Source organism: Alysiella filiformis, from assembly GCF_014054525.1.
GTDB lineage: Bacteria > Pseudomonadota > Gammaproteobacteria > Burkholderiales > Neisseriaceae > Simonsiella > Simonsiella filiformis.
Window position 1 is genome coordinate 381,653 of record NZ_CP059564.1, and the last position, 19,695, is coordinate 401,347.

18 protein-coding genes are annotated in these 19,695 nt (G+C 42.2%); 10 read left to right on the forward strand and 8 right to left on the reverse strand.

What is annotated here, in order from left to right; genetic code table 11:
• Positions 1 to 15: 15 nt before the first annotated feature.
• Positions 16 to 2,343 carry a type I DNA topoisomerase gene (gene topA / locus H3L97_RS01970; protein ID WP_097114554.1) on the forward strand — a complete coding sequence of 776 codons (2,328 nt, stop codon included), beginning with the start codon at positions 16 to 18 and terminating at the stop codon, positions 2,341 to 2,343.
• Positions 2,344 to 2,399: 56 nt separating this feature from the next.
• Here the strand turns inward: topA and H3L97_RS01975 are convergent, their stop codons facing one another.
• Positions 2,400 to 3,101 carry a hypothetical protein gene (locus H3L97_RS01975; protein ID WP_097114532.1) on the reverse strand — a complete coding sequence of 234 codons (702 nt, stop codon included), beginning with the start codon at positions 3,099 to 3,101 and terminating at the stop codon, positions 2,400 to 2,402.
• Between the two features lie 178 nt (positions 3,102 to 3,279).
• Here H3L97_RS01975 and H3L97_RS01980 point away from each other — a divergent pair, with 178 nt between their 5' ends.
• Entirely contained in the window at positions 3,280 to 3,789 is a 510-nt protein-coding gene (locus H3L97_RS01980; protein WP_097114553.1) for a pilin, read from the forward strand.
• 252 nt (positions 3,790 to 4,041) lie between these two features.
• Here the strand turns inward: H3L97_RS01980 and H3L97_RS01985 are convergent, their stop codons facing one another.
• From H3L97_RS01985 to secA, 5 genes are all read right to left on the reverse strand, one after another.
• Positions 4,042 to 5,472, reverse strand: coding sequence for a sulfatase-like hydrolase/transferase (locus H3L97_RS01985; RefSeq protein WP_097114531.1), 1,431 nt, complete (start codon positions 5,470 to 5,472; stop codon positions 4,042 to 4,044).
• A 103-nt stretch (positions 5,473 to 5,575) separates the two neighbouring features.
• On the reverse strand, positions 5,576 to 6,061 hold the full coding sequence (locus tag H3L97_RS01990) for a pilin (RefSeq protein ID WP_097114530.1): 486 nt from the start codon (positions 6,059 to 6,061) through the stop codon (positions 5,576 to 5,578).
• 242 nt (positions 6,062 to 6,303) lie between these two features.
• On the reverse strand, positions 6,304 to 7,098 hold the full coding sequence (gene nadE / locus H3L97_RS01995) for an NAD(+) synthase (RefSeq protein WP_097114529.1): 795 nt from the start codon (positions 7,096 to 7,098) through the stop codon (positions 6,304 to 6,306).
• A 413-nt stretch (positions 7,099 to 7,511) separates the two neighbouring features.
• A complete protein-coding gene (locus H3L97_RS02000) occupies positions 7,512 to 8,231 on the reverse strand; it encodes an endonuclease/exonuclease/phosphatase family protein (RefSeq protein ID WP_097114528.1) in 720 nt (239 codons plus the stop codon).
• A gap of 362 nt (positions 8,232 to 8,593) precedes the next feature.
• Complete coding sequence (secA, locus tag H3L97_RS02005) at positions 8,594 to 11,362, reverse strand: preprotein translocase subunit SecA (protein ID WP_097114527.1); 2,769 nt, start codon at positions 11,360 to 11,362, stop codon at positions 8,594 to 8,596.
• A 158-nt stretch (positions 11,363 to 11,520) separates the two neighbouring features.
• On the opposite strand from secA, the gene H3L97_RS02010 reads away from it, so the two are divergent.
• Entirely contained in the window at positions 11,521 to 11,862 is a 342-nt protein-coding gene (locus H3L97_RS02010; protein WP_179655849.1) for an EF-hand domain-containing protein, read from the forward strand.
• 90 nt (positions 11,863 to 11,952) lie between these two features.
• On the opposite strand, the gene H3L97_RS02015 is transcribed toward H3L97_RS02010, so the two are convergent.
• Both H3L97_RS02015 and H3L97_RS02020 read right to left on the reverse strand, forming a co-directional pair.
• Positions 11,953 to 12,873, reverse strand: coding sequence for a LysR family transcriptional regulator (locus H3L97_RS02015; RefSeq protein ID WP_097114525.1), 921 nt, complete (start codon positions 12,871 to 12,873; stop codon positions 11,953 to 11,955).
• A 76-nt stretch (positions 12,874 to 12,949) separates the two neighbouring features.
• A complete protein-coding gene (locus H3L97_RS02020; RefSeq protein WP_179655848.1) occupies positions 12,950 to 13,624 on the reverse strand; it encodes an alpha/beta fold hydrolase in 675 nt (224 codons plus the stop codon).
• 406 nt (positions 13,625 to 14,030) lie between these two features.
• Between H3L97_RS02020 and H3L97_RS02025 the strand changes: the two genes are divergently transcribed.
• From H3L97_RS02025 to H3L97_RS02050, 7 genes are all read left to right on the forward strand, one after another.
• Positions 14,031 to 14,879 (forward strand): MBL fold metallo-hydrolase, encoded by an 849-nt coding sequence (locus H3L97_RS02025; RefSeq protein ID WP_097114523.1) that lies wholly within the window; start codon positions 14,031 to 14,033, stop codon positions 14,877 to 14,879.
• Positions 14,880 to 14,979: 100 nt separating this feature from the next.
• Complete coding sequence (locus H3L97_RS02030; RefSeq protein ID WP_097114522.1) at positions 14,980 to 15,603, forward strand: DsbA family protein; 624 nt, start codon at positions 14,980 to 14,982, stop codon at positions 15,601 to 15,603.
• Positions 15,604 to 15,995: 392 nt separating this feature from the next.
• Positions 15,996 to 16,832, forward strand: a complete 837-nt coding sequence (locus tag H3L97_RS02035) for an NgoPII family restriction endonuclease (RefSeq protein ID WP_097114521.1) — start codon at positions 15,996 to 15,998, stop codon at positions 16,830 to 16,832.
• Between the two features lie 3 nt (positions 16,833 to 16,835).
• The gene (locus tag H3L97_RS02040) at positions 16,836 to 17,516 is read left to right on the forward strand and encodes a DNA cytosine methyltransferase (protein WP_280527959.1); all 681 of its coding nucleotides are present in this window, start codon (positions 16,836 to 16,838) and stop codon (positions 17,514 to 17,516) included.
• Positions 17,513 to 17,821 (forward strand): DNA cytosine methyltransferase, encoded by a 309-nt coding sequence (locus tag H3L97_RS12000; RefSeq protein WP_280527960.1) that lies wholly within the window; start codon positions 17,513 to 17,515, stop codon positions 17,819 to 17,821. The genes H3L97_RS02040 and H3L97_RS12000 overlap by 4 nt, the downstream gene beginning before the upstream one ends.
• A gap of 140 nt (positions 17,822 to 17,961) precedes the next feature.
• Entirely contained in the window at positions 17,962 to 18,423 is a 462-nt protein-coding gene (locus tag H3L97_RS02045; RefSeq protein WP_218839687.1) for a cyclophilin-like fold protein, read from the forward strand.
• A 170-nt stretch (positions 18,424 to 18,593) separates the two neighbouring features.
• Positions 18,594 to 19,685 (forward strand): MBL fold metallo-hydrolase, encoded by a 1,092-nt coding sequence (locus H3L97_RS02050; RefSeq protein WP_218839686.1) that lies wholly within the window; start codon positions 18,594 to 18,596, stop codon positions 19,683 to 19,685.
• Positions 19,686 to 19,695: the final 10 nt, after the last annotated feature.

Below are 19,695 nucleotides of genomic sequence, written 5' to 3' on the forward strand. Positions count from 1 at the left end.
CAAGAACAAAAAACCATGTCCAAAAACCTATTAATTGTAGAATCCCCCAACAAAATCAAGTCTGTAAAAAAATACTTGGGCGGCGATTTTGAAGTGCTTGCCTCATTCGGACATGTCCGCGACCTGATTCCCAAAGACGGCGCGGTCAATCCCGATGACAATTTTGCCATGAAATACCAAATCATCAGCAAAAACAGCAAGCACGTTGATGCCATTGTAGCCGCCGCCAAAGAAGCCGACACCATTTATCTCGCCACCGACCCCGACCGCGAAGGCGAAGCGATTTCATGGCACATTTATGAAATTTTGAAATCCAAACGCGGCATGAAAAACGTGGGCGACAAAATCCAACGTGTTGTTTTTCATGAAGTTACGCCCAAAGGCGTTCAGGCAGCCTTACAAAATCCGCGCGGCTTGGACGTGAATTTGATTGACGCGCAACAAGCCCGCCGTGCTTTGGATTATTTGGTGGGTTTCAATTTGTCGCCGCTTTTGTGGAAAAAAATCCGCTACGGCTTGTCGGCTGGGCGCGTGCAAAGCCCTGCTCTTCGCCTGATTTGCGAACGCGAAAACGAAATCCGCGCCTTTGAAACGCAAGAATATTGGACAGTCCACATGGACAGCCACAAAGGGCGCACCAAGTTTTCCGCCAAATTAATTCAATGGCAAAACAATAAGTTGGAACAATTTTCCTTGCCCAACGAACAAGCGCAAGCAGACGTGTTAGCCCAATTGCAAGGCAAAACCGCACAAGTGGCTGATGTGGTTAAGAAAAAAGCCACACGCAAACCTGCCGCGCCCTACACCACCTCCACCATGCAGCAAGACGCGGTACGCAAACTCGGCTTTACCACCGACCGCACCATGCGTACCGCCCAGCAGCTTTTTGAAGGCATAGACGTGGGACAAGGCGCAGTCGGCTTGATTACCTATATGCGTACCGACAGCGTAACCCTGTCGCAAGACGCGCTGACCGAAATCCGCCATTATATTGACAACAAAATTGGCGCGGATTTTCTGCCATCTTCGCCCAAAATCTACAAAACCAAGTCCAAAAACGCGCAAGAGGCTCACGAGGCGGTGCGCCCCACTTCGGTGTACCGTTCGCCCGAAAGTGTGAAACCGTTTTTGTCGCCCGACCAATTCAAGTTGTACCAAATGATTTGGCAGCGCACGGTGGCGTGTCAAATGGTGGACGCGAAATTTGACGCAACAACGGTGGACATTAACGTGGGCGATGGCGTGTTCCGCGCGACTGGACAAGTGTTGGTTTTTGCTGGCTTTTTGAGCGTGTATCAAGAAGGCGCAGACGAAGACGATGAAGCCGAAGAAAGCAAAAAGCTGCCTGAAATGGCGGTGGGCGACACGCTGCCTGTGGACAAATTGTATGGCGAACAGCATTTTACCCAGCCACCACCGCGTTTTAACGAGGCGACTTTGGTTAAGGCTTTGGAAGAATTTGGCATTGGTCGTCCATCTACTTATGCCAGTATCATTAAGACTTTAAAAGACCGTGAATACGTTACGGTGGAACAACGCCGTTTCCAGCCCACCGACACGGGCGACATTGTGAACAAGTTTTTGACCGAACATTTTGAGCAGTATGTGGACTACGATTTCACGGCAAAATTGGAAGACCAGCTTGATGAAATCGCCAACGGCAGCCGCGCTTGGATTCCTGTAATGGAAAAATTCTGGAAAGGTTTCCACAAGCAAGTTGTTGAAAAAGAAGGCATTGAACGCGCCAAATTCACCACGCAAGAATTGGACGAAACCTGCCCACAATGCGGCAAACACAAATTGCAAATCAAATTCGGACGCGCAGGGCGTTTTGTGGCGTGCGCGGGCTACCCCGAATGCGGCTACACGCGCAATGTGAACGAAACCGCCGAACAAGCCGCCGAGCGCGTTGCCCAAGAAGCCGCACAACAAGCTGAATTGGAAGGCAGAAGTTGCCCCAAATGTGGCGGTCAGTTGGTGTACAAAACGGCGCGTTCAGGCAGCAAATTCATCGGTTGCGCGAATTATCCGAAATGCAAACACGTTGAGCCTTTGGAAAAACCGAAAACCACAGGCGTCCCCTGCCCACAATGCGGCAAAGGGCATTTGGTGGAACGCAAATCGCGTTTTGGCACAACGTTTTACAGTTGCGACAGCTACCCCGATTGCAAATATGCGGTCAATCATTTGCCGCTCAACGAGCCGTGTCCACAATGCGGCTGGGCAATTACCATGCGGAAAGTAACCAAGCGTTGGGGCGTGGAGCGTGTGTGTCCGCAGAAAGAATGCGGCTGGAAAGAACAGCTTGAACCGCCTGCTGGCAAAAATCAATCGGAAGAGTAAAACAGTTCAGGCAGCCTGAAAGTCCTAGCGGACGGCATTCAGGCTGCCTGAAAACATCAATGCAAATCACGTTGTCCAAATGTGGCTATCAGATTTTGCGCTGCGTCCATCGCCACAAACGCGCCCTGATATTTGCCCATTACCCCAAACACATACAATTTGCCGTGTTGTTTTTCCAAATCGGCTAGGGTTTGCTTGTCATCTTCATAATTCAAAGTTCGGCGTGTTGCTTCATCGGCTTTTTGCAAGCTGCTCAAATCCAATTTCGCGTAATGGGTTACCCCATTCTCAGGATGAATCGCAGCAATAGGCACACCTGCCAATTTATCAAATTCCGCCAAATTTTCAGGCAGCTCGGACGATTCGCCAAATTCACGCTGTGTTACCGTAACCGCCGTGCCATAATCATTGAATGCAATCATGCGTGGATGTTCCTGATACATGGTGTGCAAGCCATAACTCAAAGCGATGATTTGCACCACGCCTGCAATGGCAAAATCGCCCACTTTTTCGCGCATGGGCTTGGCAGAATGGTAAACCAGCAGCGTAATCAAAGGACCTAAAACCAAATCCACCCCCGCAATCAAACGCAAACCATACCACACACCATTCAAATCAAAGTGAAAATCGGGATACAAAACCCAACGTATCCACGCCAATGCCGCCAAAAACACCAGCAGCGAAAACACAAAATGAATGACAGTTGCCTTAATTTTGACAATAATAACCGCTTTGTCAATGGGATAGGCTTTTTTCATTGCCTCAAACTCCTAAAAAATAATATTAAAACAATAACTTAAAATACAAATATACAAATATACCAAATTGGCATTGAATTTGCTATTAGCCTATGCTGCTACTTTTTTCAGGCAGCCATACCTGAATTTTACCGTATTTTCAAAATTTTAAATTCCCAATTGAAAGCATAAAAAAATGATGATAAGCAAACCCCATCAACAAAATGGCTTTACCCTGATTGAATTGATGATAGTCATTGCCATTATTGGCGTGTTGGCAGCGATTGCGCTACCGATGTATCAAGACTATGTTACCAAAGCACAAATCACCCGTGTATATTATGAAGTCAGCAGCATTCGCAGTATTGTTGAAGACATTGTTGGCAATGGCAACACGCCTTCCATCAATCCGCAAGACCATGCTGGCACACGCAGCGATGGCAAAGGCGGCAAATTCATCTACATCGGCATTCATGGCGATAATCCCCAATCCAATTTGATGGAAATCGCCACTGTAGACATCAAAACCGATAACAACAGCCATTTGGATATAGTAGCCGTATTTGGCAAAGAATCATACAAAGGCTTGACGGGATTGAAACTGATCATGCGCCGCACACCTGATAATTGGCAATGCATGATTGATAAGCGTGCGGTGGCTGCTTGGAAAGACAAATTTCTACCCGCTAACTGTACAACATTACCTTAAAACAAACTCGGGATACATCTTTTTGACTTCATTGGTCATAAAGACTTTTTTTTCAAACAGAGCATTGGCTTATTAGGTTTTGAAATCGCTCATGCGACATTTGTGAAAAGCCAACCATAACTAAACGCCCAGTAAAATAATCCACGTTAAAGGACTTTCGTGATGTTCGCTTATGTGCAAACAAGAGATTATCACAAAAGTCCTTTAATTTTTATGAAATTTCTTATCCAAAGTTCGCATTATCCTAAGATATCACGCCTTAATTTTAAAATGCAGCCAACTTACTGCTTGCCAACGCACAAAAGGATAAATGTCCTCACCATCAGATAAAGGAGGCATATGATCACCAACCACGATCACTTCTACCCCTTTCATTTCAGGTTGCTGAATCAACATAGCAAAATCATCAAAAAACTGTGTTTGCAATTTAAAATTGCCACAGACTTCACCATTAGGTTTCATTCCCCATAGCTCACAATTAAAACGATGATTATGCACATCATCTAAATCGTATGGATGATGTGAAGTCAATGTCAGCCAATAGAAAAACAATTTATCATCAGGTTTAGTATATTGTGCAAAAATTTTGCCTACTACCTGTCGCAACTCACTATCACATACACCATTAAATGCTGAACATCGTTTTAAGTCATGAAAATTTTCACCAAATAAATTTTGCTGTAAACCTGCCTTTTGATACCAACCAGTACGGTCATACAATAACCCACTTGTTCCATGCATAGAAATGGTTTTATAACCTTGTTTTTTCAATTGATTAGGCAAACATTTCTCAAAAGGTTGGGCAGCTAAACGACTTAAAGCATAACCATTTTCCACAGCCAAACCACATAGTTCACGCAATTCGCCTTGTACCGTTGAACCTGAAAAATCAAATATTCCTGTTTGAATAAAGTCAAAACGCGATTTCTGCTCATAGACCTTTTGTAAAATCATCTGTGTCATTTCTGATTTGCGGCTTGCGCCCCATGATTCAGCAATAACAAACAAAATTTTATCAGATTGTGGTTGCAAAAAACGACTACTCGCCTTCTCTTTATCAGCAGACATGGGCGATAAAATCGGGTCACGTTTAGCAGCCAAAATAAAATCACTTTTACTGGCATCATAATATAAATAACTTTGACTCTGGGATAAGAAATAATTACTTCTACCCATAATGGCTGAAAAATCAATATATTTTACATCTCTCAAATGATAGCCTAACCCCAATAAACTTAGAAATAAAATAACACCATAACCACGATGATGTTGCCTACCCCATCTCAACATGACATAAGGCATGAGTAACACATATAAAAATAATATACCCAATCCCAATAAATAAGATTTGGGTGCAACAGTCAAAAAAGGTAAGAAATATTGTATGGCAGAAATATCTAAAAATGGAAAAATCTGAATCAACAGCATCAGAAAATCAAACAAAATAGCCAAAACAAAAATCAGGCTGGCAAAAATACGCAAAATGCGATACGGCATCAACCACAATATACCAATCCAAAGGTAATCCCAATTCAAAATAGGACGAGCTGTATTGGTGTACCACGCCAAAGCCAAAAATAAAACATTGGGTGCAAAAATAAACAGCCATAAATTCAACCATTCTTTGCCAGATAGTTTGGGCAATTTATGGTCTTTGTGGAAAAAGGATTGAATGCTTTGCATATTCTTACCAAATGATTAAGAGATTAATTAATAAAAAAACCGAACAATTTAGCAAGTAAATTGTTCGGTTGATAAACCATAACCCTAATGGGTTTTAATTTAATTAACTAGTAGTTTTTTTAGTGCAACCAGTAGGAATGAATTTGTCTTTCCAACCAGTACCTTTACCTTCTACGAGGCAAGACCATACACCATCACCGTTACGGCTTTGAGTAATCACAGCAGTATGAATGTCTTTGTTGGCATTTTTACCCAAAGTTGCACTTACGCTACCAGCACCATTAGCAGTAAAACCAGTCAAAGTAATAGCAGATACCAAGTTAGAACGTGGTTGGTTGCTAGAACTATATAAACCAACTGAATGCTCAGAAGCTGCGGTAGGTTTGTAAGTCAGAACAGGTACTTTACCGTCAAACAAAGCTGCATCAATACCCGTTTTGGCAGCAGCCAACTCGCCTACTACACGAGTGGTTTGAGATTTAGAGATGTAGTCTTGGTACATAGGCAATGCGATTGCAGCCAAAATACCGATAATTGCGATTACGATCATCAATTCGATCAAAGTGAAACCTTTTTGCATAGTTTTCATGATTTTTAGTCCTATAAAAAATTAAGAGTGAAATTTTTGTATCGTTGCCGATATATGCAGCTTGCATTTGGCTTACTGCATGGTTTTCTTTAAGCACAGTTTGTACCAATCTTTTGCGATACTCTAAAAAATTATCAACCTATTGTTTTATAAAAATATAACAAAATATGACATTTTTTGTCAGTATCGCATTTTTTCACTTTTTTACTCAAAATATGACGTTTTTTGTCAGTTTTGGCGTTTCAGGCTGCCTGAAACAAATCTGTGGGTATGTGGCACACGGGTATGGGCTGGATTTTGTGTTGCGCCATGCGATTCAGTCTCACATAGATGTCAAACACTTCTTGCTGTCTGCCTGTGAATTGTTCGCGTGATTTGCCTTGGGCAACTTGTGCCATTGCCCATTCTAATTCGGGGTAGCTTGCGCCCATTTGTTGTTCATCGGTGCGTTCGGTGTCCCACAAGCCATCGGTGGGGGTGGCGGTGATGATGTCGGCATGGATACCCAATTCTTTTGCCAATTCATATACTTGGGTTTTGAGCAAATCGGCTATGGGGCTAACGTCCACGCCGCCATCGCCGTATTTGGTGAAAAAGCCTACACCGAAATCTTCTACTTTATTGCCTGTGCCTGCTACGAGTAAGCCGTTGATTTGTCCGAAATAATACAGGGCGGTCATGCGTAAACGTGAACGGGTGTTTGCCATTGCCAATGCGTCATCTTGGGGGCGGCTGCCTGAAACGCTGCGCTCAAATTGTTCAAAGGTGGGGGTTAAATCTTGGTTGTGGGCGCGAACGTTGGGGTGCTGGGCGCAAAGTTGGGCGATGTGGGCGTTGGCGCGTTGGAGCTGGTCGGGGGCTTGGCGGATTGGCAGCGTGATGCACAGGGTATCCAGCCCTGTTTTGGCACACAATGCGGAAACCACGGCTGAATCTATGCCGCCTGAAATGCCCACCACATAGCCTTTGACTTTGGCTTGGGTGGCGTAATTTTTTAACCATAAAACGATGTGGTTGATGATGGCTTGGGTTTGCATTTTAATCCTTTGTTTTTTAAAATAAAAAATGGGTCAATGACGGCACAATTCTGTTTCAGGCAGCTTTTCAAAATTTTGCAGCGTAGAGAAAGGCTGAAATGTGTTTTTGAAACGGAAACCGTTCAGCTTTAATGTAACGTGAACTCGGAATCAACCCCTTTTAATGTGCCAGCAAACCAGCCCTCTCTCCCCTTGGGAGAGAGTTGGAGAGAGGGTTTATTGGGCGAAGAACCCGCTCCCTAACCCTTTTCCACAGGAGAGGGGACTAGGTTGCTTAAATTTATCAATAACTTTTACCCCGAACGCGCATTAATGTATTTGGCTTACTTTTTCAAAAAGTAAGTCGCCCGCGCGGCGACAGAGCGCAACGCTTTTCAATTTTTATAGGGCAATGAAAAAGGCTGCCTGAAAACTCAAAAATCCAATTCCAGCATAATCGGCAAATGGTCGGACGAGGTAAATTGCCCTACTCTGCTGCGTCCGTTCAGGCTGCCTTTGACGAAAATGTGGTCTAGGGTTTGGCTGGGTTTCCAGCTTGGATAGGTGGGGCTGTTTTCGCCCAATCGGGTGTAGCCAAAATCGGTTAAAACGTGTAATTGTTCTGCTTCGGGTGGGCAGTTGAAATCGCCCATCAAACACACATGGTCGTGGGTTTTGAGCCGTTCGCGTATGTGGCGGATTTGTTTGAGTTGGTCGCTCAAGCCCAAACTCAAATGCACGTTTGCCACCACCATTTCGCCAATGGGCGTGTCCACCGCCGCCGCCAGCATACCGCGCCCTTTGATTTTGGACGGCAAGGGTTCATTTGCCACTTCGCGCAAGGGGGTTTTGCTCAAAATCAGGTTGCCGTGCCGTGAAATTTTGCCCACCACGCGGTTGGTTTGGCAAATGTAGTGGCAAAATGGGGTTTGCGCCAAAAATTGTTCTACCTGATTTTGAAAGCCGTTGCGGTAGCCGCCCAAATCAATTTCTTGCAAACACACCATGTCAAACGCGCTGATGTAGTCGGCGATGTGGCGTAGGGTTTGCGCTTTGCTGGGGCAGGGATAAAATTGTCGGTGCAAACGGGTGATGTAGCTCAAATAGCTGTCGGCGGCAATGGCTGCCTGAATGTTGTAACTCAATATTTTCATGATGATTTTTTTGTAGAATGATGTTTCAGGCTGCCTTTCACGACCCCACAAAAAATAAAAAGGGGTGTATTGGGGTTTGCGCTCTGTCGCTGCACTGGCGACTGTTGCCCACCGCTAGGCGTACTTTTTAAAAAAGTAAGCCAAACAATTTAAAATACAATAGCCATTTTTATTTTATTTCAGCAACTTACATTTTCAGGCAGCCTGAAATATTGTTTTGAAAAGAAACCGTTCAACTTCAATGTATTTGGCTTACTTTTTTAAAAAGTCAGTCGCCGAAGGCAAAACCCATTTTTTGTAGGGTAATGAAAGGCTGCCTGAAAACACCAAAAAACGGTTTTCAGGCAGCCTATTTAGGGCAATTAACCCAATTTACCGTGGCATTGTTTGTATTTCAAGCCACTGCCACATGGACAAGGGTCGTTGCGATGCACCACCTTGCCTGCGGCAGCAAGCGCGGCAGGCGAAAATTCCGAATCCTCGTCCAAAATGGGGGCAGGCTTGAAAGCGTCCACTGCCAATTCATTGCGCGAACCCGACAACACCTCTTCCATACTGGGCGCGTCTGCCTGAACTTCGTGCATGGACACCTGTTGCGGCGCAAATTCTTCTGCCACATTTTCATGCGCCTGCACTTGGGCAGACACCAAAATCATGGCAACGGTACGCTGCACGGTTTCCCACAAATTTTTAAACATTTCAAAGGCTTCGCGTTTGTATTCTTGCTTGGGATTTTTCTGTGCATAGCCACGCAAATGAATGCCTTGACGCAAATAATCCATTGCCGCCAAATGCTCGCGCCAATTCGTGTCAATCACATGCAAAATCACTTCGCGTTCAAATTTATTGAAACCTTCTTTGCCTGCCAATTCCACTTTGGCTTGGTAATCGTCTTCCACCATTTTCAACACGCGCTCTTTCACGTCTTCGTTTTCCAGCGTGTTGTCGGCTTTCAGCCAGCCTGCAATGTCGGCAGAAATGCGGTATTCGCCTTCCAATTTCAACATCAGGGCAGGAATATCCCATTGTTCTTCCATGCTGTCTGGCGGCATGTGTGCGTCAATCAAGCTGCCAATCACGTATTCGCGCATTTCGCGGCTGATTTCGGAAATATCGGGCGTGGTCAAAATTTCGTGGCGTTGTTGGTAGATGACTTTACGCTGGTCGTTGGCAACATCATCGTATTCCAAAACCTGCTTACGCATATCAAAGTTGCGACCTTCCACTTTGCGTTGCGCGTTTTCAATTTGGCGCGTGAGTATGCCCGCCTCAATCGGCACACCGCGTTCAGGCGCAAGACGGTCTAAAATCGCGGCGGCTCTGTCCAAAGCAAACAGGCGCAACAAAGGGTCTTCAAACGACAAGTAAAAACGGCTTGAACCCGCATCGCCCTGACGACCTGCACGACCGCGCAACTGATTGTCAATGCGGCGACTTTCGTGGCGTTCTGTACCAATGATGTGCAAACCGCCAGCCGCCATCACACGGTCGTGTTCGGCTTGCCAGTTTTGTTCCAACTCGGTAATCAGGCGTTCTTTTTCGCTTTCAGGCAGCGTTTCATCGGCACGGATGGCGTTGGCTTGATGTTTCACATTGCCGCCCAACACAATGTCTGTACCGCGACCTGCCATATTGGTGGCAACGGTAATCATGCCTGGTTTGCCAGCCTGCGCGACAATCAAAGCCTCGCGGTGGTGTTCTTTGGCATTCAACACATTGTGCGGCAAACCTGCTCTGTCCAATAATTGCGACACCAGCTCCGAATTTTCAATCGTGGTTGTGCCGACCAATACAGGCTGCCCGCGTTCGTAACATTCTTTGATGTCTTTGACCACCGCTTCGTATTTTTCTTCAGCGGTGCGGAAAATTTGGTCGTTAAAATCTTTGCGTTGAATGGGCTTATTGGTGGGGATGATGACCGTTTCCAAATTGTAAATGCTTTGAAATTCATAGGCTTCCGTGTCTGCCGTACCCGTCATGCCCGACAATTTGTTGTACAAACGGAAATAATTTTGGAAAGTAATGCTCGCCAAAGTTTGGTTTTCTTTTTTGATTTCAACGCCTTCTTTCGCCTCAACCGCTTGGTGCAAACCTTCCGACCAACGGCGACCGTCCATCAAACGCCCTGTGTGTTCGTCCACAATCACGATTTCGCCATCTTTAATCACATAATGTTGGTCTAAATGAAACAGGCTGTGGGCGCGTAAAGCTGCCATCAAATGGTGCATCAGCATAATGTTGCCCGCCGAATACAGCGAATCGCCCTGTTGCAACAAGCCAATGCGCGTTAAAACTTCTTCGGCGTGTTCGTGTCCGCGCTCCGACAAAATCACTTGATGGTTTTTTTCGTCCACCCAATAATCGCCCTCGCCATCTTCTTTTTCTTGGCGATGGAGCATAGATGGCACTTGATTCATGATTTGATAAAGCTGAACATTATCATCGGCTTGACCTGAAATAATCAGGGGTGTACGCGCTTCATCAATCAAAATGGAATCCACTTCGTCCACCACAGCAAAATTCAGCTCACGCTGTACGCGATTGTATGGGTCGTCCACCATGTTGTCGCGCAAATAGTCAAAACCAAATTCGTTGTTGGTGCCATAGGTAATGTCGGCATTGTAGGCGGTTTGGCGGAAAAATGGCTCTTGATTGCTCAAAATCACGCCCACTTCCAAACCCAAAAAATTGTAGAGCGGTGCCATAATGCCCGCGTCGCGTTCCGCCAAATAATCGTTCACGGTAACAACGTGTACGCCCTTGCCCGACAGCGCGTTCAAATACACAGGCAGCGTGCCAACCAGCGTTTTGCCCTCGCCCGTACGCATTTCGGCGATTTTGCCATAATGCAACACCATGCCGCCAATGAGTTGCACATCAAAATGGCGCATGCCCAACACGCGGCGAGACGCTTCACGGCACACGGCAAAGGCTTCGGGCAAAATGTCGTCCAGCGATGTGCCTTGGGCAATGCGTTGTTTGAATTCGGTGGTTTTGGCTTGCAGTTGCGCGTCCGACAGGGCTTGCATATCGGCTTCCAGCGCGTTGATTTTGGCAACGGTGCGGCGATATTGTTTGAGCAGTCGGTCGTTGCGGCTGCCGAATATTTTTTTGGCGATATTGGCTAACATTTGAAGTCCTTGAATTTAAAATTTGGTGTGAATTTTAACACAGCATTCGCCCTATTTATGGGCAAATGTGCTTTTTTCAATGGACACGCTGGCAAGCGCGTTTCAGGCTGCCTGAAACAGGTTATAATCGCTGTTTTTCAATTCACAAACAAAATAAAATGAAAAAACCATTGATTCTAATCAGCTTATTTTTCATCACGCTGGCACAACACAGCCACGCCTGCTCACAAATATCGCCCGAAACCGCATTCATCATCAGCAACGACCCCAATCAAGACGGCAAATTAAGCCCAAAAGAATGGCAAAATGCCCAAATTGACCGCTACTTTGTGGCATTTCGTTTGGGCAATTTGCGCGATTTCAAACGTTTGGATAAAAACAAAAATGGCTTTTTAAGCCATCGCGAATTGGCAAACAAAGTGCGTTATGAACGCGACCCCTGCGCCGACTGGGAAGAAACCATGCAAAAAATGTCCGAACAATCGCAAAATCAACAGTAATTTTGTCAGCAACGCCGTTTGAACTTGATTTCAAACGGTGTTTTTGTTTTAAAATTAGTGAAATAAACTTTCAGGCAGCCTGAAAAAAAATCACACCTGCCAGCTTTTCCCACCGTCCCATTTTTCCACCAAAAAATCAATGACCGCTTGCACGCTCACAGGGCGATAAGCACTTTGTGGCGTCAAAATGGCAAGCACAATCTCCTCATTGCCACTGGCAATCGGAATGTGGGGCAAAATCGGCACAAGTTTGCCTGTTTTGACTTCATCAGCCACCGCCCAATCAGGCATCATCACAATGCCCGCACCATCCATTGCCATTTGAATCAAACTGTCCGCATTGTTGCTGACCATTTTCTCTCCAATTTCAAGTATTTGATTTGTATTTAAATTTTTAAAACGCAACACGCCCAATTCCCCACGATAAAAAAGCCCCTGATGTATCGCAAGCTCATCAGGCGTTTGGGGCGTACCGTTTTTTGCCAAATAAGCAGGCGAGGCAAGCAAAAAATGGCGTTGGCGAGCAATGATTTTTTGCTTTAAATTGCTGTCCATCGGCACGGCGACTCTGACAATAATGTCCGCCTTTTCCCCATAAGGGTCAATAAAATCATCGGTTTGGGTAAGGTGGATTTGCAATTTGGGATAACGCTTAGCAAGCTCGCCCAAATGCGGTGTGATGTGCTTTTGCCCAAAAAATACAGGGGCATTGATGGCGATGATGCCGTTTGGTTCTGCGTTTTTTTGATGTAGGGTTTGATTGAGTGTGTCAAATTGGCTCAATATCGCTTGGGCGTGTTCACGAAAAATCTCGCCAGCCTGCGTCAAACTCATCGCACGGGTGTTTCGGTAAAACAGCGTTTGCCCAAAATCATCTTCAAGCTGTTTGATTTGCCGAGAAATGACCGAACTTGCCACATCGTACTGACGAGCCACTTCGGAAAAATTCTTTTCTTTGGCAACGGCTAAAAAGAGTTCTAGGGCGTAAAAGGTGGTGTTTTTGGGGTTCATTTGTGCTGATTTGGTAAAGGTATTTTGTGATTGGTGTTATTTTAACATAGCTAATACTTTTGCTTGCTAATATTTTTTATGGTTTTATTTGTTCAAAAATAGTGGCAAATCGTTGTGGATTTTCATTAAACCAAGCCCCCAAAGTATGTGGAGCATTTTTTAAAATAATTTCTTGAAATAAATCAGGATTGCTATATTCTTTATAGATTTGACTGACTTCATTTGGGATAACTGGGTCATACTTTGGGCGAATTAAAGTTAATTTTCCTTGAAATCTTGGTAATAAATCTTTGGCATTTGTTCTATGCCAGTTACCCTGTTCTCTCAATGCGAGTTTAAAATTTTCACCAAATTCAATATCCATAATATCTTTGGCATATAAAGCAGGGGAAAATAAAGTAAGCGATTGAATATTTGGAAAATATTTCAATAAATTTACTGCAATTTGCCCACTCATACTCCAAGCAAATAAATGGATATTTAAACACTTAAAATAATTAATAACTGTTAATGCTTGCTCTGTTTTAATAGCAACAGATGATGAATTATGACGACTGCTTTCTCCGTGTCCTGAATAATCAAAGCTAATCACATTGTAATTGTGGTTTTGTAATATTTTTGCCACAGGCTCTAATACGGATTGATTGGTTTCCCCTGCACCGTGCAATAATATGATTGTATCGCCAACACCCACATAATGTCTGGCAGACAAAATCTCATTTTGATACGAAATCAAGTATTTTTTAAACATTTGTATGTTCACCATCAATATTTATATTATTCTATTAACTTTTTAGGGTTATAACCATAAAAAGGTTATTTTGTTTGATTTTATTTGGGTTGTAAACCAATTTTGGGGTTCATTTGTGCTAGTTTGGTAAAAGTGCTTTGTGATTGGTGTTATTTTAGCAAATTCAGAATGCGATTAAAATACACCATCTTTTCATCACACGAGCATTTTTATGAACAATCGCATTTGCCAAATTTTAAATATGGTTGAAGGTGTTGTGGGTTTTAAAATGTTTTTAAATAATCATTTAAAATCAATATCTTAAAATTTATTTTCATACTTACTTTTTTGTAAGTACTTCCAAATATAAATTAAGGGCGTATGATACACCACATTAAATCAATCTTTTAACCTTTTGAAATTTTTTATGAAAAAATTATTACTTACCGCACTTTTGCTGAGTGCCAATTTTGCCCACGCCCTAGAAATCAAAACCTATTCTGCCGATGAAAACAGCTTTTCGGTGCAGTCCAATTTGGTGCTTGGCGAAAAAGAAGCGGTCTTAATTGACGCTGGCTTTACCCGTGCTGATGCCTTGCGTATTGCGGGCAATATTTTGGACAGCCAAAAAGAATTGACCACGATTTTGGTAAGCAATGCCGACCCTGATTATTATTTTGGCGTGGCAACCTTAAAAGAAATTTTCCCCAATGCCAAAGTGGTAACAACCCCTGCCGTATTGGAAAAAATCAACGCCAAAGTAGAAGGCAAAGTCAATTATTGGTCGCCAAAAATGGGGAATAATGCCCCAAAAGCGGTGGTATTGCCTGAAAAATTAGACAGCAATACCTTAACTTTGGACGGGCAAAACATTGAAATTCGTGGTACGACAGGCATTTTGGCACATCGCCCTTATGTGTGGATTCCATCTTTAAAAACCATTACAGGCAATGTGTCGGTGTTTGGCAATATGCACCTTTGGACGGCGGACGCACAAACAAAAGCCGAACACCAAGCGTGGATTGCCCAACTTGACGAAATGGCAAGCCTACAACCCAAAGTTGTGATTGCAGGACACGCCACACCCAATACCAAAATGACCGTTGATTTATTAAAAGCCAATAAAGCCTATTTGAAAAAATATGAACAAGTTTTGGCAAGCAGTCAAAATAGCGGACAAGTCATCGCCAAAATGAAAGTCGCTTATCCAAAATATCAAGCGTTGGGTAATTTGGAATTGGGAGCAAAAGTGAATAAAGGCGAAATGAAGTGGTAAAAAGTTGAAATTAAATTTTTAAAATTGATTTATCCAAAATGATTACCAAAGTTTTGGCTTGGGTAATTTTTTTAAACGAGATTTTATTAAAAGAGACCATATGAAATTTATCTATTTATTTGACCCTTTATGTGGGTTTTGTTATGCATCATCAAAAGGCATTGCCAATCTTGCCAAAACGCACGAAGTTGATGGTTATGCCACAGGATTATTTGCCAATACAGGCAAAATCATTGATGAGCAGTTTGCCAATTATGCGTGGGCAAATGATATGAAAATCAGTCAGATGACAGGTTTGCCATTTAGCGAAAATTACCGTCAATTATTATTAAAAGGCGGAAAATTTGATTCCTTTGCTTTAACCATTGCTTGTGCTTTATTAAAACAAAATGAACCAAAAGCATTATTGCCGACTTTATCACAATTTCAAAAACGGCGTTATGTGGACGGTTTGGATACCAGCGATATTACTGTGGTAAAAAATGGCTTAATTGCATTTGGACAAACTGACATCGCCAATCAATTAACCGATGATAACAGTATCAATTTGGCAAATGACTTGATTAGGCAAGGGCAATTATTGGCAAGTCAATTTGGCGTGCGTGGCGTACCCAGTTTAATCGCCGATATTGACGGACAATTTGTGAATGTACCAAGCCAATTTTTATATCAAGATACAGATAATGTGGCGGATAATATTGAGCAGTTTTTAAAAGGTGTTTAATCATTAAAATGCCGTTTGAGCAATTCAAGCGGTGTTTTTCTTTTCAAAATGGGCAAAATAAACTTTCAGGCAGCCTGAAAATCCATTTTCTTAATTTTTATCTTTCCATTTTTAAAAATCAACTTTCCATTTTTAACCATTCAATTATCAATAATAAAATTCTATAATATCCCCATACTTTTGAATGGGAGAACCCAAAATGACCAATTATCTTGACAATTCAAACAAAAAAATCAAACTCGCCTTGCAATTCGTCTCTGGCTATGGGTTGAAAGGTTAAGGGAAACACCGCTTGGGAAAGACAAGCGGTGTTTTTGGCTGGCTGAAAATGGATTTTTAATTGTAAAAATGCTAAAATAACCGCCCAATTTTTGTCTTTATTTTATAAAAATATGAACATTATCAACGCCATTATTCACATTGTTCAAAACCCTGTTAATGAACTTGTGGCTCATTATCAAAATCGCAATCGTGCCAATTTGGCAGGCGACGCCTTGGAAAATTACATTAAAGATGTGTTTTCTGGGACTTTTCATTTGTCCGAAAATGAACGGATACAACGCCACAGCGAAGTGTTTTCCTATTTGGGCAATCACAGCAATCCGCCCGATATGATGTTAAAAAATGGTGATGCGATTGAAGTCAAAAAGATTGAAAGTCCCAATTCGGCTTTGGCATTAAACAGCAGTTATCCCAAAGCCAAATTATTGGTAAATAGCAATATGATTTCAACCGCTTGTCGTAATGCCGAAAATTGGGAAGTAAAAGATTTGATTTATGCGGTTGGCGTGGTTAATAAACAAAATGAATTAAAACATTTGTGTATGGTTTATGGCGAAGATTATTGTGCTGATGAAGAATGTTATTTAAAAATCAAATCTACCATAAAAACAGGCGTTGAAAGCATTGTTGGGGTTGAATTTGCCGAAACCAATGAATTGGGGCGAGTAAATAAAATTGACCCGCTTGGCGTTACTTATTTGCGAGTGCGTGGAATGTGGGGCATTGAAAATCCTTGGGCGGTTTTTAATTATGTTTATCAAAGAGATTTAACTAAAAATTTTAATTTTATGTGTATTATCAATGATGAAAAATGGCAACAATTTCATAATACCGATGAATTATTAAAATTGCAAAATGACAACTTAATCATTACAGACATAAAAATCAAAAATCCCAATAACCCTGCACAATTAAAAAACGCCAAATTGATTTGTTATGGTAGATAAAAAATGAAAATAATTAGTTTATTTAGCGGTTGTGGCGGTTTGGATTTGGGCTTTGAAAAAGCAGGATTTGACATTGTGGTTGCCAATGAATACGACAAAAGCATTTGGGCAACTTTTAAAGCCAATCACCCCAAAACCAAACTGATAGAAGGCGACATTCGCCAAATTAAAGAAAGCGATTTTCCCGATGATATTGACGGCATTATTGGCGGGCCGCCATGTCAATCGTGGTCAGAAGCAGGGGCATTACGGGGCATTGATGACGCTCGTGGGCAATTGTTTTTTGATTATATTCGTATTTTAAAAAATAAACAGCCCAAATTCTTTTTGGCGGAAAATGTCAGTGGAATGCTTGCCAATCGCCATAATACTGCTGTGCAAAATATTTTAAAACACTTTGATGAATGCGGTTATGATGTTACTTTAACAATGGTTAATGCCAAAGATTATGGCGTGGCACAAGAACGCAAGCGGGTTTTTTATATTGGATTTAGAAAAGATTTAAATATCCATTTTGAATTTCCGATTGGTTCAACCATTGATGATAAAGATAAAATTACTTTAAAAGACATTATTTGGGATTTGCAAGAAACCGCCATTCCTGCATTGGAAAATAATAAAAAAATCCACAAGCTGTTAATCATAATGAATATTTTATTGGTGGGTTTTCGCCCATTTTTATGAGCCGAAATCGTGTCAAAGCATGGAATGAACAAGGTTTTACTGTGCAAGCGTCTGGCAGACAATGCCAATTACACCCACAAGCCCCCAAAATGCAAAAAGTAGAAGCCGATAAATTTGAATTTGTGGCAGGCAAAGAGCATTTGTATCGGCGAATGACAGTGCGAGAAGTGGCAAGGGTGCAAGGCTTTCCTGATGATTTTGTATTTATTTATCAAAATTTAAATGATGCTTATAAAATGATTGGTAATGCTGTGCCTGTCAATTTGGCTTATGAAATTGCACAGAAAATTAAGCAGGTTTTATAATAAAAACACCGTTTATCGTGATGATAAGCGGTGTTTTTTTTGTCAAAATTTTGCAAAATAAACTTTTCAGGCTGCCTGAAAATGAAATTAAGCACTTAATTTGTTATAATACTTCAACTTTTTAATGTTAAAGATAAAAAATGAAAGTCCATTTATTTGCTATTTTAATGGCGGTCAATGCCACATTCATCACCGCCTGCAATGCCGAGCCAAAAAACCACACCGCCCCCAAACAGGAAATTTTGATGAACCAGTCCGCCATTGTTTTACAAATCAACAACCAAACCTTTGATTTACAATTAGAAAATAACGAAACCGCCACCGCTTTTGCCAATCTGTTACCGCTTGATTTGGCAATGGACGACCATTTAAACAATGAAAAATTTGCCACTTTGCCCAAATCTTTGCCAACGAACGACCAAAAAATCGGGCGTATCCAGATTGGCGATGTCCTGCTTTGGCAAGGCGATACGGTTGTGATTTTTTATGAAAGTTTTGACAGCAATTATCGCTACACCAAAATCGGCAAAATCCGCCAAACGGACGACTTAAAAAACGTTTTGGGGCGTGGTACGGCACAAGTCAAATGGGGCAATCCATAAACACAACACCGCTTGGGGGAAATTCAAGTGGTGTTTTTTGGGCAAAATAAACTTTCAGGCTGCCTGAAAAAATATCCAATTAGGCAAATTTTTAATCCAATTAGGCAAGAAACACACCACCAAAAATACTAAAATAAGCGGTCAATTTTTGAGAGAATTTAATGAAAAAAATGTTTATCGTTTTTTTAATCATCATCACCGTTTTGGTGCTTGTTGTCGTGGCGTATTTGCAATTACCCTTATTTGGGGCAAACCCAACAGGCGAACGCCTTGCCAAAATCCAAACTTCACCGCATTATAAAAACGGTCAATTTCATAATTTATCCGACACGCCCACTTGGACAGGCGATACTTCTATTATCAAAGGTTTATACCGTTTTTTATTTGAAAAAGATAAAAATGTCGCCCCAAAATCGCCCATACCGTCCATTAAAACCGATTTAAATACTTTACCCAAAAATAAAGATTATTTTGTTTGGCTTGGACATTCGTCTTATTTGCTACATTTAAATCAAAAAACTTATTTGATTGACCCTGTGTTGGTATCGGCAACGCCCCTGCCATTTGGCGGAAAGCCTTTTAAGGGAGCGGATATTTATATGCCCAACGATATGCCAAAAGTGGATTATTTAATCATTACCCACGACCATTATGACCATTTGGATTATGACACAATTAAAGCAATGAAAGATAGGATTGGGCAAGTGATAATAGGGCTTGGTAACGGTGCTCATTTTGAACGCTGGGGCTTTTCGCCCACGCAACTCATTGAGCTGGATTGGTATCAGGACATCACTTTGGGCGACTTGCACATTACTGCCTTGCCTGCACGCCATTCATCAGGGCGTGCTTTAAAACAAAATCAAACGCTGTGGGCTTCGTTTATGTTGCAAGCGGGCAATAAAACCATTTATATCGGTGGCGATAGCGGTTATGATGTGTTTTTTAAAGACATTGCCAAGCAATTTCCTAATATTGATGTGGCGATTATGGAAAATGGGCAATATGATAAAGACTGGGCGAATATTCATTTTTTGCCTAATGATTTCATTCAAGCGGTCAAAGATTTAAATCCCAAAAAATTATTGGCGGTACATAACAGCAAATTTATCCTTGCCAAACACGCTTGGGACGAGCCGATGAAGCTGTTAAGCCAATCTGCTGAACAAGAAAATTTACCGCTTTTTACTCCCAAAATAGGCGAAGTATTCTACCTTGATGATAATCCTGATTTTGAAAAATGGTGGGAAAGGGTGGAATAATGAACAATAA

What these genes read in the sequence shown, in the direction of transcription:
- H3L97_RS01990 (WP_097114530.1), bottom strand. Translation starts at nt 6,061, where the DNA reads ATGAAAACTATGCAAAAAGGTTTCACTTTGATCGAATTGATGATCGTA.
- H3L97_RS02015 (WP_097114525.1), bottom strand. Translation starts at nt 12,873, where the DNA reads ATGAACCCCAAAAACACCACCTTTTACGCCCTAGAACTCTTTTTAGCC.
- H3L97_RS02030 (WP_097114522.1), top strand. Translation starts at nt 14,980, where the DNA reads ATGAAATTTATCTATTTATTTGACCCTTTATGTGGGTTTTGTTATGCA.
- H3L97_RS01975 (WP_097114532.1), bottom strand. Translation starts at nt 3,101, where the DNA reads ATGAAAAAAGCCTATCCCATTGACAAAGCGGTTATTATTGTCAAAATT.
- H3L97_RS02040 (WP_280527959.1), top strand. Translation starts at nt 16,836, where the DNA reads ATGAAAATAATTAGTTTATTTAGCGGTTGTGGCGGTTTGGATTTGGGC.
- topA (WP_097114554.1), top strand. Translation starts at nt 16, where the DNA reads ATGTCCAAAAACCTATTAATTGTAGAATCCCCCAACAAAATCAAGTCT.
- H3L97_RS01985 (WP_097114531.1), bottom strand. Translation starts at nt 5,472, where the DNA reads ATGCAAAGCATTCAATCCTTTTTCCACAAAGACCATAAATTGCCCAAA.
- H3L97_RS02010 (WP_179655849.1), top strand. Translation starts at nt 11,521, where the DNA reads ATGAAAAAACCATTGATTCTAATCAGCTTATTTTTCATCACGCTGGCA.
- H3L97_RS12000 (WP_280527960.1), top strand. Translation starts at nt 17,513, where the DNA reads ATGAGCCGAAATCGTGTCAAAGCATGGAATGAACAAGGTTTTACTGTG.
- H3L97_RS02035 (WP_097114521.1), top strand. Translation starts at nt 15,996, where the DNA reads ATGAACATTATCAACGCCATTATTCACATTGTTCAAAACCCTGTTAAT.
- H3L97_RS02045 (WP_218839687.1), top strand. Translation starts at nt 17,962, where the DNA reads ATGAAAGTCCATTTATTTGCTATTTTAATGGCGGTCAATGCCACATTC.
- nadE (WP_097114529.1), bottom strand. Translation starts at nt 7,098, where the DNA reads ATGCAAACCCAAGCCATCATCAACCACATCGTTTTATGGTTAAAAAAT.
- H3L97_RS02050 (WP_218839686.1), top strand. Translation starts at nt 18,594, where the DNA reads ATGTTTATCGTTTTTTTAATCATCATCACCGTTTTGGTGCTTGTTGTC.
- H3L97_RS01980 (WP_097114553.1), top strand. Translation starts at nt 3,280, where the DNA reads ATGATAAGCAAACCCCATCAACAAAATGGCTTTACCCTGATTGAATTG.
- secA (WP_097114527.1), bottom strand. Translation starts at nt 11,362, where the DNA reads ATGTTAGCCAATATCGCCAAAAAAATATTCGGCAGCCGCAACGACCGA.
- H3L97_RS02025 (WP_097114523.1), top strand. Translation starts at nt 14,031, where the DNA reads ATGAAAAAATTATTACTTACCGCACTTTTGCTGAGTGCCAATTTTGCC.
- H3L97_RS02020 (WP_179655848.1), bottom strand. Translation starts at nt 13,624, where the DNA reads ATGTTTAAAAAATACTTGATTTCGTATCAAAATGAGATTTTGTCTGCC.
- H3L97_RS02000 (WP_097114528.1), bottom strand. Translation starts at nt 8,231, where the DNA reads ATGAAAATATTGAGTTACAACATTCAGGCAGCCATTGCCGCCGACAGC.